Genomic DNA, 14,741 nt, shown 5'->3' on the forward strand with positions numbered 1-14,741 from the left:
AATAGCATCGATCGCGCCCCCGGGACAGCGGCTACCGGGGCGCGCCGCCGGTGGTGTTCCCCGCGTCTTCCCCGCGTCCCTACCCCTGCTTCCCGTCGGCCCCGGCCTGCTTCCGCTCGGCTCCGGCGAGGTCGCGCTTCATCACCTTGCCCGTCGGGTTGCGCGGCAGGGCGTCGAGGAAGACGAACTCGCGCGGGACCTTCGGGCCCGCGAGCCGCGCGCGGCAGTGCGCCCGGAGGTCGTCCTCGCTCGCGCTCGCGCCGGGGCGCAGGGCGACGAACGCGCGCGCGCGCTCGCCCCAGGCCGGATCGGGCACGCCCACCACGGCGGCCTCGGCGACCGCCGGGTGGTCGTGGAGGACGGCCTCCACCTCCGCGGGGTACACGTTCACGCCGCCCGAGATGATCAGGTCCCGCTTGCGTCCCTCGATGTGGTAGCAGCCGCGCGCGTCGCGGCGCGCGAGGTCGCCCACCGAGAAGTACTGGCCCAGCATGGACTCGCGCGTGGCGTCCGGATCCCGGTGGTAGCCGGAGACGAGCAGCGGGCTCTTCACGTACAGCTCGCCCACCTCGCCGTCCGCGCGCGGCCTCCCGTCCTCGCCCACGAGCAGGAGCTCGCTGCCGGCGACCGGGCGCCCGATGGTGCCCGGCGACGCGCGCAGATCCTCGGGGCTCGCGATCGTGACGATGCCGGTCTCGGTCGCGCCGTAGAAGTTGTAGAGCTTGTCGCCGAACACCCCCATCACCTCGGCCGCGAGCGCCGGCGGCAGCGGCGCGCCGCCCGTGAAGATCGCGGTGAGCGACGACGTGTCGTACGCCCGGAGGCGCGCCGCCCCGAGCTCGAGCACGCGGTGGAGCATCGTCGGGACGACCGCCGTGGTGGTCACGCGGTAGCGCTGGATCGCCTCGAGGAAGAGCTCGGGCCGGAACTCCGGGAGGATCACGACCGTCGCGCCGAGCATGAACGACATGTTGACGAAGCCGAACGCCGTGAGGTGGTAGAGCGGGCAGACGGCGAGGTGCACGTCGCCCGCGCGCATCGGGGTCGCGCCGATCGCCCCGAAGGCCGACATCACGATCCCGCCGCCGAAGCGGCGCACCGCGCCCTTCGGCTTGCCGGTGGTGCCCGACGTGTACATCACGACCGCGGCCTGATCGCTCCGGTCCGGGGCGGCGCCGCCCCCTTCGACGAGCTCGTCGAGGTGCGCGAAGCCCGGGACGCGCCCGCCGACCGCGATCATGTCCTCGCGCGCGATCCCCTCGAGCCGCGGCGCGGCCTCGCGGATCATGTCCGCGACGTCGGCGTCGAACAGGAGCAGGCGCGCCCCGGAGTGGCCGGCGAGGTAGGCGAGCTCCGCGGGGGTCGACCGCCACGACGCCGTCACGGCGGACCAGCCGACGCGGGCGATCGCGACCTGGCTGATCACGAACTCCGGGCGGTTCTTGAGCGCGACGAGCGCGGTCGCGCCCGGTCCGATGCCGCGCCGGTGGAGCGCGAGGCCCAGCCGATCGATGCGCTCGTTCAGCTCGAAGTAGGAGTAGGCCCGGTCCTCGGCCGGCCCCCTCGCCTCTCCCTCCGCCGCGCCGGGCGCGAGGCTCCGCGGGTCGATGACCGCGCTCCGGTGCGGGCTGTTCGCGGCGTAGAACCGGAACACCAGCGACGGGTTCGCCTTGCCGCGCGCGAGCTCGCGCGCGGCGACCTTGAGCCCCGGCCAACGCAGCGCGGCGAGCAGCCCGGTCTGCGTCACCGCCCGTCCGGCGACGAGGACCTCCTCCTTGAGCGCGCCGATCCGGCGCCGCCCGGCCGCGAGCGCGTCACGAACCGCCATGGCCGGCGACTTTACTCTGGCTTGCGCCCGCCGTGATAGGGTGGAGCGGTGACGGAGAATGACCGCCGCTCAGCCCGGCGCGCCGCGATCGAGCTGAGCGTGGAGTACAAACGGCTCAACACGTTCTTCGCCGATTACACGCGCAACATCTCGAAGGGCGGGACGTTCATTCGCACAGATCGCCCGCTCGCGATCGGCACCGAGTTCGTGTTCGCCCTCTCGATCCGCGGCCTCGCCGAGCCCCTCCGCCTGCGGGGGCGGGTGAAATGGATCGTGATGCCCTCCGAGGCGACGGAGGTGTCTCCGCCGGGGATGGGCATCGAGTTCCAGTACGCGAGCGAGGCGGAGCGGGCCGCGACGGAGTCGGTCGTCGAGCAGCTGATGATGAGCGAGCTCGGCGAGACGCTCGCGTCGAAGCTGCTCGGCAGGCGGGTCGGCGAGGGCTCGCGGTAGCGCTGTGCCCCGGTCGCCGGGGATGCGCGCGCGCGTCGCCCGTGTACACTGCCCCGCAATGTCGCTGCCGACCTTGCTCCCCCGGCGCCGTCTCGCTCGGGGCCTCGCCGCGCTCGCGCTCGCGCTGTCTCCCGCCGCCTGCGGGGCCTCCGGCTCGCCGGGGGCGAAGGGGCCTCCCGGCGCCGCCGAGGGCCGGGTCGCGCCGGTCGACGTCCGCGACGCGGACTTCTCCGCGAGCCTCTACACGATCGTGCGCGACGGAACGCCGGGCGCGCAGCGCACAGGGCTGCTCGTCGGCGTGATCCGCAGGCAGCTCGCGCACGCCGCGGCGCGCTTCAACGCGGGGCAGCCCGACCGGGGCCTCGCGAGCGTGCTCGGGGCGCTCTACCTCGTCCGCCCCGGCGAGGGCCGCGCCGAGATGGTCGACGCCGTGGGCGAGCGCGCCCTCGCCGGCGCGATCGAGCGGCTGAGCCCCCGCGGCGACGAGGGGCGGGTGCGGGCGCTGATGGAGCTCCGCGCCGCCACGCTGCCGAGCGGCAGCCGGGCGCGCGCCGAGATCGACGAGCACCTCGCCGCGCTGGACCGCTGGATGAAGGACACGCGCACCGGCGGGCCGCTCGAGCAGCTCGGCATGGAGCAGCGCGCGTCGGTCTCGCGCGCCCTGATCGACAGCCGCCCCGAGTCGATCCAGCGCGCCGCCGCCGCCACCGCGGCCTGGATCGACCGGGCGATCGAGTTCAACATCGAGTTCCGGCAAGGGGGAAAGCGGCCGGAGCGCGACGAGGCGGTCGAGGCGGCGCGCGCGCTGGAGTCGGGCGGCGCGAGCATGGCCGCGCTGTTCCTTCGTTACGGGGACGCGAAGGGCGCCATCGAGCAGATCGACCGCACGAGCGCGCGCCGCGTCGTCCCGCCCGGCCTCTACGAGCGGGTCAAGGCCGCCGCGTCCGCCGACGACGCGGCGTCGTGGCAGGCGCTCGCCTCGGCCTTCGCCCACCACGAGGCGCAGGAGCGCGACGCCGAGACCGGCATCTCCCAGGACCTGCTCGACGGGGCGCTCTGGGGCACGGCGCTCGAGGCCTACCGCCGCGATCCGCTGAGCCAGGACAGCGCCGCGTTGCTCTCCCAGGTGATGATCCGCCTCGGGATGTCCGAGGCGACGCCGCTCGTGGTCGGCGGCGCGCTCGGGGACCGGCCGAGCCCTGACGCGCTCGGCGCCGCGCTCGGGCTCGTGCTGAGCGCGCTCGCGGAGGAGGCGTCGACCGACGATTTCGACGCCGCCCGGCGCACCTACAGCGCCGCGGGGCCGCTGCTCGTGCTCGCCGATCGGGCGGCGCGCGGCGGCGGCGGCGTCGACCCGTCCGGCGCGCGCGTCCGCTCGCTCATGGCGTCGCTCGAGCTGCGCGCGGGCAACCTCGCGGCCGCGCTCCCGCTGCTCCGCGCGGCGACCGCGGCCGAGCCGACGGTCAACGGCCTCACGGTGCTCGCGATGGCCGAGCGTCAGGCGAGCGAGCCGCAGGCCGCGCTCGAGGACGTGCGGCGGGCGCTGGGCGCGCCGGACGCGCGCTCCGCGCCGCTCGAGGTCATCCAGGCGCACCTGCTCGCCTTCGAGCTCCACCGCGACGCGGGCACGCAGGACCGGGCCAAGGAGTCGCTCGACGCCGCGCTCTCGGCCGCGCTCGACGCGCGCCAGCGCGCCCGGGATCCCGGCGCGAAGGCGCGCGTCGAGCGGATGCTCGCGCGGATCCTCGACGGCTACGGCGACGCGAAGGGCGCGGGCCGGGCTTACGAGCGGGCGTTCAACCTGGTGACGGCCGAGCCGCCGCAGCTCGGGGCGACGATGCTCGACGCGGTCGGGCGCGCGCTCGTCCGGCGCGACCTCCCCGCGGCGCGGCGGGCGCTGAAGCGCGCCCTCGAGGCGAACGTGGACGAGGACGACCTCGTCTACGGCGGGCTCTGGGTCTTGCTGCTGGAGCGGTCGATGGGCGTCGCGACCGACGGCACCGCCGGACGTGCGCTCGAGGCGGCCACGAACCGCGCGACGTGGACGGGGAAGCTCGCCGCCTGGGCGAACGGGAGGATCAGCGACGCGGATCTCGCCAAGCTGGCCCAGAGCGCGGCGCAGCGGGTGGAGGCGCAATTTTACACCGCGATGGCCCGGAAGGCCGCCGGCGACCCCGGTGCGGACGAGCGGCTCCGGACGGTATCGAAGAGCCCAGTGGTCGATCTGCTCGAGGTGCACCTCGCGCGCGAGATGCTGACCACCGAGCTGCGCCCTGCGCTGCCCCCCAACGTGAACCTGCCCTGAAGGTGCGATGTCGCCCCCGTACGCCGGCCGAGCGCTGGCCGGGGGTGGCGGGGATGTAGGGCGCGTGCACCTCCACGTGGCACGGTGGGCGCGGGCGCCTCGCCCGGGTGAAAAAAGTTCCCAACGGCGAGCGCTCTTGCTCAATCATCGCGGGATGCCCGATGACCGGATCGATCCGCTCGAGAAGCTCGCCGCCGCGCACCGGAGCTTGGAAGAGAACCTGAACGACATCGAGCGCGCCGCGCGCGGGCTCGGCGATCCGCGCGGGCGCGCCGCCGCGCTCGAGGGGCTCTCCGGCGTCATCGCGTACTTCGAGCGCTCGATGATCCGGCATCAGGAGGACGAGGAGCGCTCGCTGTTCCCGAGGCTGGCGGTGCTGGAGTCGCTCGCGCCGACGCTCGAGCGGCTCCGGAAGGAGCACAAGGCGCACCAGCGCGCGATCGACGAGCTGCGCGCCGCGATCGAGCGAGACGGCGGCGCCGGCGCGGCCCTGGAGGTCCCGCAGCTGGTCGACCGCCTGCGCGCGGACTACCAGCGCCACATCGCCTGCGAGGAGCAGGAGGTGTTCCCGGCCGCGCGCCGGTTCCTCCAGCCCTCCGCCATGCACGCGATCATGAACGAGATGGAGACCCGCCGCGGGCGTGGCGGGCAGGGCAACCCCGCCAAGGGCATCAGCGGCCGCCCCCATCGGCCTGGCGGCCTCCGCCGCGGCCCGTAGCAGCGCCGCGCAGCGCTAGAGCTGGTCGTCGCGCGTGCGGCCGAGCGCCGCGCGCAGGTAGTTCTGCGCCCGGAGCGCGTAGGCGCCGTCGGGGTGCTCGTCGAGGTGGCTGCGGAACGCCTCGGCCGACTGCACGAACTTGCCCAGCCGGTAGAGGGAGACGCCGCGGGCGAGGTGCTTCGGGTAGGCGGGGTCGAGCGCGGCGAGCTCGTCGATCTTCTTGAGGCGATACTGCTCCTCGGCGCGCCGCGCCTCCGCCTCGCGGAACGCCGCCGCCGGCGAGCGCGGCCCCGGCGCTCCCGCCGGCGCATCCTCGAGGGGCGACGCCGGCTCCTCGCCGGCGGGCGCCGCGAAGCCCTTTCCGCCGGCGCCGACGCCGAGGGGGTGCGAGAGCAGGAAGCTGAACAGCGCCCGCTCCTCGTCGAGCGCTGGACCGAAGGGGGCTCGCTGGACGCCGACGACGGCGCTCCAGCGCTTCTTGAACAGCACGCCGAGGACCGTGCCGTCCATGGAGACGCGGCGCGCCGCGCCGCCGCCGCGCCGCTTCGCCTTCCCCTCCTCCAGCCAGGCGTTCCGGCGGAGCAACCCGACGAAGTTGCCCCCGAGCTCGCGGAGCTCGTCGGTCTCCTCGCCGGTCGCCTCGAAGCGGCGCACCTCGCGGAGGAACGAGCTCAGCTGGTACGCCCGCAGCCGGAGCACCGCTTCATCCCCTTGAGCGAGCGCCGGTCCCACCGCCGCGAGCACGCGCTTGCGTGCGGCGAGGAGCTCGGCCTCCGTGTGGTCTGCGTCGGCGTCCACGACCCCGAACGCGCGGAACGCCGAGCCGAGCTCGCGCACCTCGGCGTCGAGCCCGAGCCGCTCGGCCTCGCGGGCGCGCGCGGCGTCCGCGTCCCTCGCGCGGGCGAGGGCGCGCGCGTCCGCGAGCGGCAGCGGGAGATCGGCGGGCTCGACCGGGCGCGGCACCGCCAGGATCGCCGCGGAGGCGGCGATGAAGACGGCCACGAGCCCCGGCTCCCAGCCTTCGAGGTGCCTCTTCCATCCGCGGCGCGCTCCCGGCGCGGCGCGGGTGAACCGGGCCGAGCGCGGCTCCCCGCGCTTGACAGCGACGCTCTCGGCTCGCGACATTGATCGTCTCCTCCGCGCTCCAGAATAACCCGGCGCGCGGCGCTACCAGGCCGCGCACCACGCCAAGGATGACCGTGCGAGATCACCGCAAGCACCCGCGCAAGCCCATCGAGCTCTCGATCGCGTTCCGGCTCGGCGACGGGCCGCGCGTCGAGGCGAGATGCCGCGACATCAGCCTGGGCGGGATGTTCATCGAGACGACCGCCCCGGCCCCCTTCGGCGCGAGCGTGGAGGTCTTCCTGTCCCTGGAGGGCCTGAAGCAGCCCGCCGCGATCCCGTCGATCGTGCGGTGGACCACGCCCGAGGGGATGGGGGTGCAGTTCGGGGTGATGGGTGCGCGGGAGACCTACGCGCTCACGCAGCTCCTCAGCGAGCTCTGACGGCGGGGCTCGCCGCGCGGCGCCGGCGCGGCGGCGGTCGCGCTCAGTCCTCGATGGTCAGCGGGATGTCGATCTGCTGCGGGCCGCCCGCGAAGCGCCCGCGGTAGAGGGCCTCGGCGCAGGCCTGCAGCGCAGGCCGGAGGGGCGGGTTGAAGCGAAGCCCGGCGACGCTGCCGTCGGAGCGCACGGAGATGCGCAGCGTCGAGACGACCGACCGCCGGACCGAGGAGGATCCGCCGGCGGTCTCGCGCGCGAAACAGCTCGCGAGCGAGGCTTGCACGGAGGCAGGCGTGAGCGCGGGCGGGAGAGGCGACGCCGACGGTTGCGGGGCGGGCGCCTCGGGGGCGGGCGCCGGGTCGGCGGGCAGCGGCGGCGCCGAGGCAGCATCGACGGCGGGCGCAGCAGGCTCCGCGGCCGCGTCGACGATCTCCGGCTGCGCGGGGTCATCGCTCGGCGGACGCGCCGCGTGGACCTCGGCGGCCGCGCGGGGCGAAGGGGGCGGCGGCGAGGGCGGCGGGGCCGCGGCGGCGGTGGCGGCGCTCTCCGGCGGCGGGGGGCCCGGGAGATGGCGGGCCGCGGTGTCCCCGTCGAGCGAGAACGTGCCGCGCGACGGACCGACGAGCAGGTGCTCCGCCGCGCCGCCGCGGGGCGCAGCAGGGCCGACCGCGACCGTGCCGTGCTCCACGTCGACCTCGACCCGATCGTCCAGGCGGGTGACGGTGAACAGGGTGCCGCGCACCGCGACGCGCGTGCCGCCCACCTCGACGGCGAACACGTCGGCGGGCCTCTCCTCGGGCGCGCGCGGGACGACCTCGGCGCGGAGCGAGCCGCGCTCGAGCGCGAGCACGTGGCCGCGCCCCGCCGCGCCGACGGCGCGCACGACGGCGCGGCTGCCGGGCAGGAGCGTCCACCGCAGGACGCCGACGTCGACGAAGGAGACCTCGGACGCCGCCGCCTCGACGGAGTCGCCGGGCCGGAGGGCGCGATGGTCCAGATCGCCGCGCGCGCCGGCGCTCCCGGGCGCCGCGGGCATCTCCGCGAGATCGCGGGCGCGCGGCGCGGTCGAGGCCGTCTCGACGGGCGCGGCGGGGCGCCGCACCACGAGCGTCACGGCGAGCGCCAGGGCAGCCGCGACGGCCGCGACCAGGAGCGCGCGCCCGAGCGGAGCGCGCCGTCCCCGTCCATCACCCGGCGCCGCGCGGTGGACCGGGGCGGGGCGCTCGCGCTCGATCCGCGCGAACAGCTCGCGCTCGATCGAGTCCCAGCACGGCTCCGGTGGTTGTTCGGCGCGGAGCAGCCGCTCCATGTGCTCGCGTGCCCGATCGTACTGCTTTGCGCCGCTCACATGTCCTCCGCGTCCACTGCTGCCTGATCCGCCGCGGAAAACCCCGCCGCAGCGCCCCCCACCGAAACCTGCTCGCGCGTCGCCCGCGGGCCGGACGCGCCGTCCGCCTTGTCGTCGCCGCCCTGCGCCAGCTCGGCGGCGAGCTGGGCGAGCGCAGGCTCACCGCGCATCATCTCCTCGATCTCGCGCCGCGCGTAGAACAACCGCGTGCGGACCGTCAGCACCGGCGCGCCGACGATCTCCGCGATCTCCGCCGGCGCGATCCCCTCGAGCTCGTGCAGGACGTACACGATCCGCTTCTTCTCGGGCAGGCGCGCGATCACCCTCCGGAAGGCGTCGATCCGGCGCGCGCGCGCGGCGTCCTCGTCCGGGAGCATGCCGCCGTCGACCTCGAGCTCGGCGCTCGGCTCGCCGGCGAACACCGGCCGGCTGCGCGCCGCGCGCCGGACCATCAGCACGGCGTTCACCGTCACCCGGTGAAGCCAGGTCGTAAATTTCGACTGTCCCCTGAATTCTCCCAGGCTCCGGTGCACCTGGATGAACACTTCCTGGATGACGTCCTCGGCGTCGGCGGTCGGTCCGAGCATCCTGAAGACGAGCCGCGCGACGTCGCGCCGGTACCTGCGGAAGATCTCTGCGAAGGCGGCCGGGTCGCCGCTCTGGAAGCGGCGGATCAGCTCGCTCACATCGTCGGGCTCGGTCACGGGCGGAAGCCTAGCCGCCCGTTCGGGCGTCATGGGGCTCGACGGCGACACGACCAGCGCGGGGCGGCGGAAGGGATCGTCCCCCGCGCGCACCGCGTCCACCAGACGCGCCAGCGACAGGCGAGCCTCCTCTGCCCTCCGCACGAGCAGGTCGTCGCCAAAGGGGTCCGGCGCGCCCCAGCCCAGGGAGGCGAACGACCGCGAGAGGTGCGCCCAGACTGCGTCCGTCTCGACCGCCACGGTACCCACGAAGGCCTTCGATGCGGCGTCCGGCCCGATCATTCAGCGCGGCGCGCGCACCGTCGTCCCGTCGCTCGGAGGTCGCCCGGAGAGAGATTGCCCGACGATCCCGTCCGGAGACGCACAAAACTTGGTCCTCGAGGCATATCGGCGCGACCTTCAGCGCATGATTCTCATCGCCGTGTCGCTGACCGTGGCCCTCGTCGCTGCCGATCTGCTCGAGCTGAACTCCCGCCGCCGGGATCGCCTGTAGGACGACCGGCTCGGTCCAGGGGAGCTTTGAAGAGGCGGCCCGGCGAGAGCCCGCGTCGCCCTCAGGACGACGCGCCCTCAGGCCGGGCGATGCGGGAGGTCGTGGGAAGACGTCCGGGTCGCCCCCGGCCAGCCTATCCTGCGGCCTCGGCCCCCTCGGCCGCGGCGCCACCCTTCTTGGGCAGGTCGAAGAGCGCTGACAGCGCCACCTGCTCCTGCTTCTTCTGCTCCAGGATCCGGTTGACGGCGCGCAGGACGCGCGTCTTCGCGGGGCCGCTGATCGGCTTGCCCTGCAGCGCGGCGTTCAGCGTGCGGTCGGTCACCGGGCGGCCGCTGCGCGGCTTCTTGGTGCCGGCGGCCTCCTTCTTCTTCGCGGCGTCCTCGCTGCCGCGGGCCAGCCGCTTGGTCAGGCGGATCGCCCGATCCTCCGGCTGAAGCCGCTCGATCTTGACCGACGCCGCGATGATGCGGCGGGGGTCGATCTTCTTTTCCTTCAAGAAATCTTCGATCTTGGTGCCCATCGTCGTCACTTGCCCCGAAAGGGCGGCGACCCTATCACGGGCCGCGCCGCTGTGCATCTGCGACGTTTACCCTTCGCGTCGCCCTGGGGTAGCTTGTCGCGGTGACCACGCTGCCCGAGCTCGACGAAGCCGCCCGCGTCATTCGCCATCACCTCCCGGCGCGACCGAGCGTCGGCGTCGTGCTGGGATCGGGGCTCGGGGGCTGGGCGGACGAGCTCGCGGATCTCGTGAAGCTGCCCTACGCGGACATCCCCGGGATGCCCCGGCCCGCCGTCGCGGGGCACGCCGGGATGTTGTGCGCCGGCCGCGTCGGGGACGTGCAGGTCGCCTGCCTGCAAGGGCGCGCGCACCTCTACGAGGGGCACGCGCTGGCGAAGGCCGTCTTCGGCGTGCGCGTGCTCGCGCGGCTCGGCTGCCGCGCCGTGCTCCTGACCAACGCGGCCGGCGGCATCCACCACAGCTTCGCCGCCGGCGACCTCATGCTGATCACGGACCACCTGAACCTCATGGGCGTGAACCCGCTCGTCGGGCCGAACGACGAGGCGCTCGGCAAGCGCTTCCCCGACATGACCTACGCCCACGACCCGCGGCTGCTCGAGCTCGCGAGGGCGGCCGCGAACGACGCGGGCGTCACCCTGCGCGAGGGCGTCTACGCCGCGCTGCTCGGACCGACCTACGAGACGCCCGCGGAAATCCGCATGCTGCGCACCCTCGGGGCGGACGCGGTCGGGATGAGCACGGTCCCGGAGATCATCGCGCTCCGGCACATGGGCGTCCCGGCCGCCGCCATCTCGTGCATCACGAACCTCGCCGCAGGGCTGACCCAGCGGGAGCTCGACCACGCAGAGGTCGAGGAGACCGCCAGGGCGTCGCGCGCGCGGTTCTCGGCGCTGCTCTCGGCGTGGGTGCGCCGCGCGGGCGAAGGCGCCGCGGCCGGGAGCGCGTCGTGAGCGGCGCGGCAGAGGGCCCCGGCGAGGCGCCGACCGTCGCCGACGCGGCGCAGGAGATCGACTGGGCGGCGCTCGATCGGGCGGCGCTCGCCGTCCGCGAGCGCGCGCACGCGCCCTACTCGGCGTACGCGGTGGGCGCGGCGATCCTCGTGCGCTCCGGCCGCGTGTTCGCCGGGTGCAACGTCGAGAACGCGTCGTACGGGCTCACCCTCTGCGCGGAGCGATCGGCCATCGCGCAGATGGTCGCGGCCGGCGAGCGCGATCCGATCGCCCTCACCGTCGCCACGATCGGGCCCCTGCTCGGCAGCCCGTGCGGCATGTGCCGGCAGACGCTCGCCGAGTTCGCCCGCGACTTCCCGATCCGCCTCATCGCGGCCGGCAGCGGGGGCGCGCCGGCGCGGACCACCTCGCTCGCAGCGCTCCTGCCGGACGCCTTCGGGGCGGCAGCGCTCTCGCGCTGATCGCCCCTCGGCCCGGCCGGAGCGCCGTCCAGCGAACGCCGGCTCAGTCGAGCGGCCGCGCCTCGGCCTGCTCGATCTGCGACAGCGCGGACGCGAGCGCCTGGCGCGCGCGCTCGAGCGAGACCCGATCCTCGCCCCACTTCGAGCGGGCCTTCTCCAGCCGGGCGCGCTCCGTCGCGAGCTCCTCGGTGAGCTTCTCGCTCTGCGTGTGCCAGGTGTCGCGCTCCTCGGTCCGGTGCGAGAGCTGCGCGGCGAGCTCGCTCTCCCGCCGCTCGGCCTCGGTGAGGCGGCCCTGGAGCGTATCGAGCGCGCGGGCCCGCTCGTCGAGCTCGCCCAGCAGGCGGTCGCGCTCCGCGCCGGAAGCGGCGAGCTCGCCCGCGCGCTGCTCGAGCTGCTGCGCGAGCTCCGCCGCGCGGGCCTCGAGGGACGCGACCAGGTTGCGCGACTGACCGAGCTCGGTCGAGAGGCCGCGGGCGATCTCGTCGAGCTCGCGCCTGGCCGCAGCCCAGGCCGCCTCCCGCTCGGCGAGCTCGGCCTGGTGCGCGTCGCGCAGGCCGGCGAGCGCCTGCGCGTGCGCCGCCTCGGCCTGCGCCTGCCGATCGGCGGCGCGCGCCTCGATCTCGGCCACCCGCGCCCCGTGCGCCTGCTCGGCGGCGCGCGCGGCCTGCTCTCGCTCGTCGAGGAGCTCGCGCTCCCGCGCCGCGAGCCGCGCCGCGGCCTCCTCGGCCTGCGCCGCGAGCGCCCGCGCGTGCTCCTCGGCCTGCGCCGCGAGCGCCCGCGCGTGCTCCTCCGCCTGCCGCTCGCTCGCGCGCGCGTGCTCCTCCGCTTGCCGCTCGCTCGCGCGCGCGTGCTCGGTCCGGAGGCCGAGCAGCTCGGCCGCGTGCTCGCGATCGCGGCGGTCCACCTCGTCCGCGTGCGCGCGCCGCAGCTCCTCGATGGCGGTCGCGTGCTCGCCGCGCAGCGCCTCGACGGACGCGGCGTGCGCGCGCCGGAGCTCCTCGACGGCCGCGGCGTGCTCGGCCTCCCGCCGATCGAGCGCGGCGACCTGCTCGGCGCGCACCCCCTGCAGCGCGGCCGCGTGCTCCGCGTGGAGCCGCTCGACCGCGCCGGCATGCTCCGCCCGGAGCCCGTCCATCGCGGCGGCGTGCTCCCGCTCGCGCCGATCCGCGTCGCTCGCGTGCTCGCGCCGGAGCGCTTCGATGGCGGCCTCGTGTTCGCTGCGCGACGCCTCCGCCGCCGCCGCGTGCTGCGCGTTCAGCCGGTCGATCGCCGCGGCGTGCTCCGCCCTCAGCCCATCCAGGGCGGCGGCGTGCTCCGCCCGGAGCCCATCCACGGCCGCGGCGTGCTCCGCCCGGAGCCCCTCGGCGAGGGCGGCGTGCTCGGCGCGCAGCCCATCCATGGCCGCGGCGTGCTCCGCCCGGAGGCCGTCCGCCGTGGCCGCGTGCTGCGCGTTCAGGCGGTCGATCGCCGCGGCGTGCTCGCTCGCGAGCCGCTCGGTGGCCGCGCGGTGCTCGGCGGCCTGCTGCTCCGCCCGCGCGGCGTGCTCGGCGATCAGCCGTTCGCTCTCCGCCCGCTGCGCCGCGAGCGCCTGGTCGAAGCGCTCCCGCTCCGCCTGCGCGGCCTCCTCGGCCTCGCGCCGGGCCGAGAGCTCGACGGCGGCGATCGCCTGCGCGCTCTCCTCCGCCGCGGCGCGCAGCGCCTCCGTGTGCGCCGCCTCCGCGCCCATCAGCGCCTGCCGGGCCGCCGAGAGCTCGGCGTCGCGCGCGGCGATCTGCGCCTGCAGCTTCTCGGCGCGCGCCCTGAAGTCGTCGGCGCGCTTCGCGGCGAGCTCCTTGTCGGCCCGCAGCGACGCGACCTGCCCGCCGAGATCCTCGCTCGCGCGCTCGAGCTCCAGGATCCGGTCGACCTGATCGGCCTTCTCGCGCTCGAGCGACAGCGACTGGTCGCGGAGCTCCAGGAGCTCCTTGTCCTTGCGCGACATCTGGTCGCGCAGCGAGAGGATCTCCTTGTCCTTCTTGTTCAGCGCCTCGCGGAGATCGAGGAACTCGCGGCTCGACACCGCGCCGGGCTTGGCGCTGGGGGCGCCCGCGGCGAGCTTGGCCTTGAGCTCGTCGAGCTCGCGCCGCAGGCGGGACGCCTCCTGGCTGGCCTCGTTCCCCGCGGCGAGCTCGCCCTCGAGGCGGAGCGAGGTCGCGCGCGCGGCGGCCACCTCCTTGGTGAGACGGACGATCTCGTCCTTGGACCTGTCCAGCTCGACGCGCAGGCGATCGATCTCCCCCGAGTCCACGTCGGAGCGGGGCGGGGGCGGCGCCGGGGTCAGCCGCCCGCGCTCGGAGACCGGCGCGCGGTACGCGGCGATCGGCGAGCTCACGGGCGGGGGTACCGAGCCGGGCAAGGGCGCGGACACGGGCGCCCGCGTCGAGGTCGGCGCCAGCGTCCCGGTCGGCGCCAGCGTCCCGGTCGGCGCCAGCGTCCCGGTCGGCGTCCGCGTCGAGGTCGGCGTCCGCGTCGAGGTCGGCGTCCGGACCGAGGGCGCAACCGAGCTCCGGGTCTCGGTCCGCTCTTCCTCCTCGTCGCGGATCAACCGGGTGAACGCGCCGCCGATGAACTCCTCGATGTCCTCGTCCGACCTGCCGGACTCTGACCTCGCCGTGGCGCCCGGCGCGGGCCGCGGCGGGCTCGACCCACGGGCGCGCGGATCCGGCGGGGCGACCGACGGGGGCCGCGGCGGGCTCGACACATGGGCGCGCGGGGCGGGAGGGGCGACCGACGGGGGGCGAGCAGGCGGCGGGGCGCTCGGGGACACACCGTTCGAGCCCACGGCCGCCGTGATGATCGTGGGATCGCCGGAGTCCTCGTCGATGTCGGCGTCGAGCACCTCGGCCTCGTCGATCATGATCGGATCGACCTCGCCGTCCGCCGCGTCGAGCGGGACGTAGTTGCGGATGTGCTCGAGCAGCTCGCCGAACGCGATCGGCTTGTGGATGTAGTCCTCCGCGCGCGTCCTGAGCTTCCGGTGCTGCTCGAAGGTCTCCTCGCTCGACTCGCTCGACATGATGACGAGCGGGACATCCTTGAGCTGCGCGTCCTTCTTCAGCTTGTTGCAGACCGAGAAGCCGTTCATGCGCGGCAGCTCGATCGACAGCAGGATGAGGTCGGGCCGATCGGAGAGCGCGGCCTGCAGGCCGACGTTGCCGTCGTCGACGACCTGAACGGTGCAGCCCAGGCGGCCCAATTCCGTGCGGAGCTCCCCGGCGAACGCCGGATCGCTCTCAAATACGAGGACTTTCGTCATGTTCCGGGGTGTGCGCGGGTTCGGAGGGGAACCCAAGATATCGGCCCCCTTCGACGAGTGTCAAACACGAGGCGGACAACGCCGATCAGGCCGTCCGGCCGGCAGGCACGCGCGGTGATCCGGCGTGGCCCGACGTGGATCGCGCAGGGTGGAGGAGCTCGGGA

The 14,741-nt window shown here is 75.3% G+C and carries 13 protein-coding genes; 7 read left to right on the forward strand and 6 right to left on the reverse strand.

The window, feature by feature from the left end:
• Positions 1-79: 79 nt before the first annotated feature.
• A complete protein-coding gene (locus WMF43_RS33300) occupies positions 80-1,828 on the reverse strand; it encodes a class I adenylate-forming enzyme family protein (protein WP_437670950.1) in 1,749 nt (582 codons plus the stop codon).
• A 48-nt stretch (positions 1,829-1,876) separates the two neighbouring features.
• Between WMF43_RS33300 and WMF43_RS33305 the strand changes: the two genes are divergently transcribed.
• The 3 genes from WMF43_RS33305 to WMF43_RS33315 all read left to right on the forward strand — a co-directional run bounded on the left by WMF43_RS33305 (position 1,877) and on the right by WMF43_RS33315 (position 5,304).
• Positions 1,877-2,281, forward strand: a complete 405-nt coding sequence (locus WMF43_RS33305) for a PilZ domain-containing protein (protein ID WP_437670951.1) — start codon at positions 1,877-1,879, stop codon at positions 2,279-2,281.
• 58 nt (positions 2,282-2,339) lie between these two features.
• Complete coding sequence (locus WMF43_RS33310; RefSeq protein WP_437670952.1) at positions 2,340-4,586, forward strand: hypothetical protein; 2,247 nt, start codon at positions 2,340-2,342, stop codon at positions 4,584-4,586.
• Positions 4,587-4,740: 154 nt separating this feature from the next.
• The gene (locus WMF43_RS33315) at positions 4,741-5,304 is read left to right on the forward strand and encodes a hemerythrin domain-containing protein (RefSeq protein WP_437670953.1); all 564 of its coding nucleotides are present in this window, start codon (positions 4,741-4,743) and stop codon (positions 5,302-5,304) included.
• 15 nt (positions 5,305-5,319) lie between these two features.
• Here the strand turns inward: WMF43_RS33315 and WMF43_RS33320 are convergent, their stop codons facing one another.
• Positions 5,320-6,429, reverse strand: a complete 1,110-nt coding sequence (locus WMF43_RS33320; RefSeq protein WP_437670954.1) for a hypothetical protein — start codon at positions 6,427-6,429, stop codon at positions 5,320-5,322.
• A gap of 68 nt (positions 6,430-6,497) precedes the next feature.
• Between WMF43_RS33320 and WMF43_RS33325 the strand changes: the two genes are divergently transcribed.
• Positions 6,498-6,809 (forward strand): PilZ domain-containing protein, encoded by a 312-nt coding sequence (locus tag WMF43_RS33325; protein ID WP_437670955.1) that lies wholly within the window; start codon positions 6,498-6,500, stop codon positions 6,807-6,809.
• 43 nt (positions 6,810-6,852) lie between these two features.
• On the opposite strand, the gene WMF43_RS33330 is transcribed toward WMF43_RS33325, so the two are convergent.
• Together WMF43_RS33330 and WMF43_RS33335 are read right to left on the reverse strand one after the other, a co-directional pair.
• Positions 6,853-8,154 (reverse strand): FecR domain-containing protein, encoded by a 1,302-nt coding sequence (locus WMF43_RS33330; RefSeq protein WP_437670956.1) that lies wholly within the window; start codon positions 8,152-8,154, stop codon positions 6,853-6,855.
• Positions 8,151-9,107, reverse strand: coding sequence for an RNA polymerase sigma factor (locus WMF43_RS33335; protein ID WP_437670957.1), 957 nt, complete (start codon positions 9,105-9,107; stop codon positions 8,151-8,153). Before WMF43_RS33335 ends, WMF43_RS33330 begins: the two co-directional genes overlap by 4 nt.
• Positions 9,108-9,228: 121 nt before the next feature.
• On the opposite strand from WMF43_RS33335, the gene WMF43_RS33340 reads away from it, so the two are divergent.
• Positions 9,229-9,351: a hypothetical protein gene (locus WMF43_RS33340; protein WP_437670958.1), complete on the forward strand. Its 123-nt coding sequence runs from the start codon at positions 9,229-9,231 to the stop codon at positions 9,349-9,351.
• A gap of 133 nt (positions 9,352-9,484) precedes the next feature.
• On the opposite strand, the gene WMF43_RS33345 is transcribed toward WMF43_RS33340, so the two are convergent.
• Positions 9,485-9,871 (reverse strand): hypothetical protein, encoded by a 387-nt coding sequence (locus WMF43_RS33345; protein WP_437670959.1) that lies wholly within the window; start codon positions 9,869-9,871, stop codon positions 9,485-9,487.
• Positions 9,872-9,972: 101 nt separating this feature from the next.
• Here WMF43_RS33345 and WMF43_RS33350 point away from each other — a divergent pair, with 101 nt between their 5' ends.
• Together WMF43_RS33350 and WMF43_RS33355 are read left to right on the forward strand one after the other, a co-directional pair.
• On the forward strand, positions 9,973-10,821 hold the full coding sequence (locus WMF43_RS33350; protein WP_437670960.1) for a purine-nucleoside phosphorylase: 849 nt from the start codon (positions 9,973-9,975) through the stop codon (positions 10,819-10,821).
• The gene (locus WMF43_RS33355) at positions 10,818-11,282 is read left to right on the forward strand and encodes a cytidine deaminase (protein WP_437670961.1); all 465 of its coding nucleotides are present in this window, start codon (positions 10,818-10,820) and stop codon (positions 11,280-11,282) included. The genes WMF43_RS33350 and WMF43_RS33355 overlap by 4 nt, the downstream gene beginning before the upstream one ends.
• 43 nt (positions 11,283-11,325) lie before the next feature.
• On the opposite strand, the gene WMF43_RS33360 is transcribed toward WMF43_RS33355, so the two are convergent.
• Positions 11,326-14,577, reverse strand: a complete 3,252-nt coding sequence (locus tag WMF43_RS33360; protein ID WP_437670962.1) for a response regulator — start codon at positions 14,575-14,577, stop codon at positions 11,326-11,328.
• Positions 14,578-14,741: the final 164 nt, after the last annotated feature.

Origin of the sequence: Sorangium sp. So ce131 (assembly GCF_051519095.1) — a bacterium.
GTDB lineage: Bacteria > Myxococcota_A > Polyangia > Polyangiales > Polyangiaceae > Sorangium.

What these genes read in the sequence shown, in the direction of transcription:
- WMF43_RS33310 (WP_437670952.1), top strand. Translation starts at nt 2,340, where the DNA reads ATGTCGCTGCCGACCTTGCTCCCCCGGCGCCGTCTCGCTCGGGGCCTC.
- WMF43_RS33360 (WP_437670962.1), bottom strand. Translation starts at nt 14,577, where the DNA reads ATGACGAAAGTCCTCGTATTTGAGAGCGATCCGGCGTTCGCCGGGGAG.
- WMF43_RS33345 (WP_437670959.1), bottom strand. Translation starts at nt 9,871, where the DNA reads ATGGGCACCAAGATCGAAGATTTCTTGAAGGAAAAGAAGATCGACCCC.
- WMF43_RS33315 (WP_437670953.1), top strand. Translation starts at nt 4,741, where the DNA reads ATGCCCGATGACCGGATCGATCCGCTCGAGAAGCTCGCCGCCGCGCAC.
- WMF43_RS33300 (WP_437670950.1), bottom strand. Translation starts at nt 1,828, where the DNA reads ATGGCGGTTCGTGACGCGCTCGCGGCCGGGCGGCGCCGGATCGGCGCG.
- WMF43_RS33320 (WP_437670954.1), bottom strand. Translation starts at nt 6,429, where the DNA reads ATGTCGCGAGCCGAGAGCGTCGCTGTCAAGCGCGGGGAGCCGCGCTCG.
- WMF43_RS33325 (WP_437670955.1), top strand. Translation starts at nt 6,498, where the DNA reads ATGACCGTGCGAGATCACCGCAAGCACCCGCGCAAGCCCATCGAGCTC.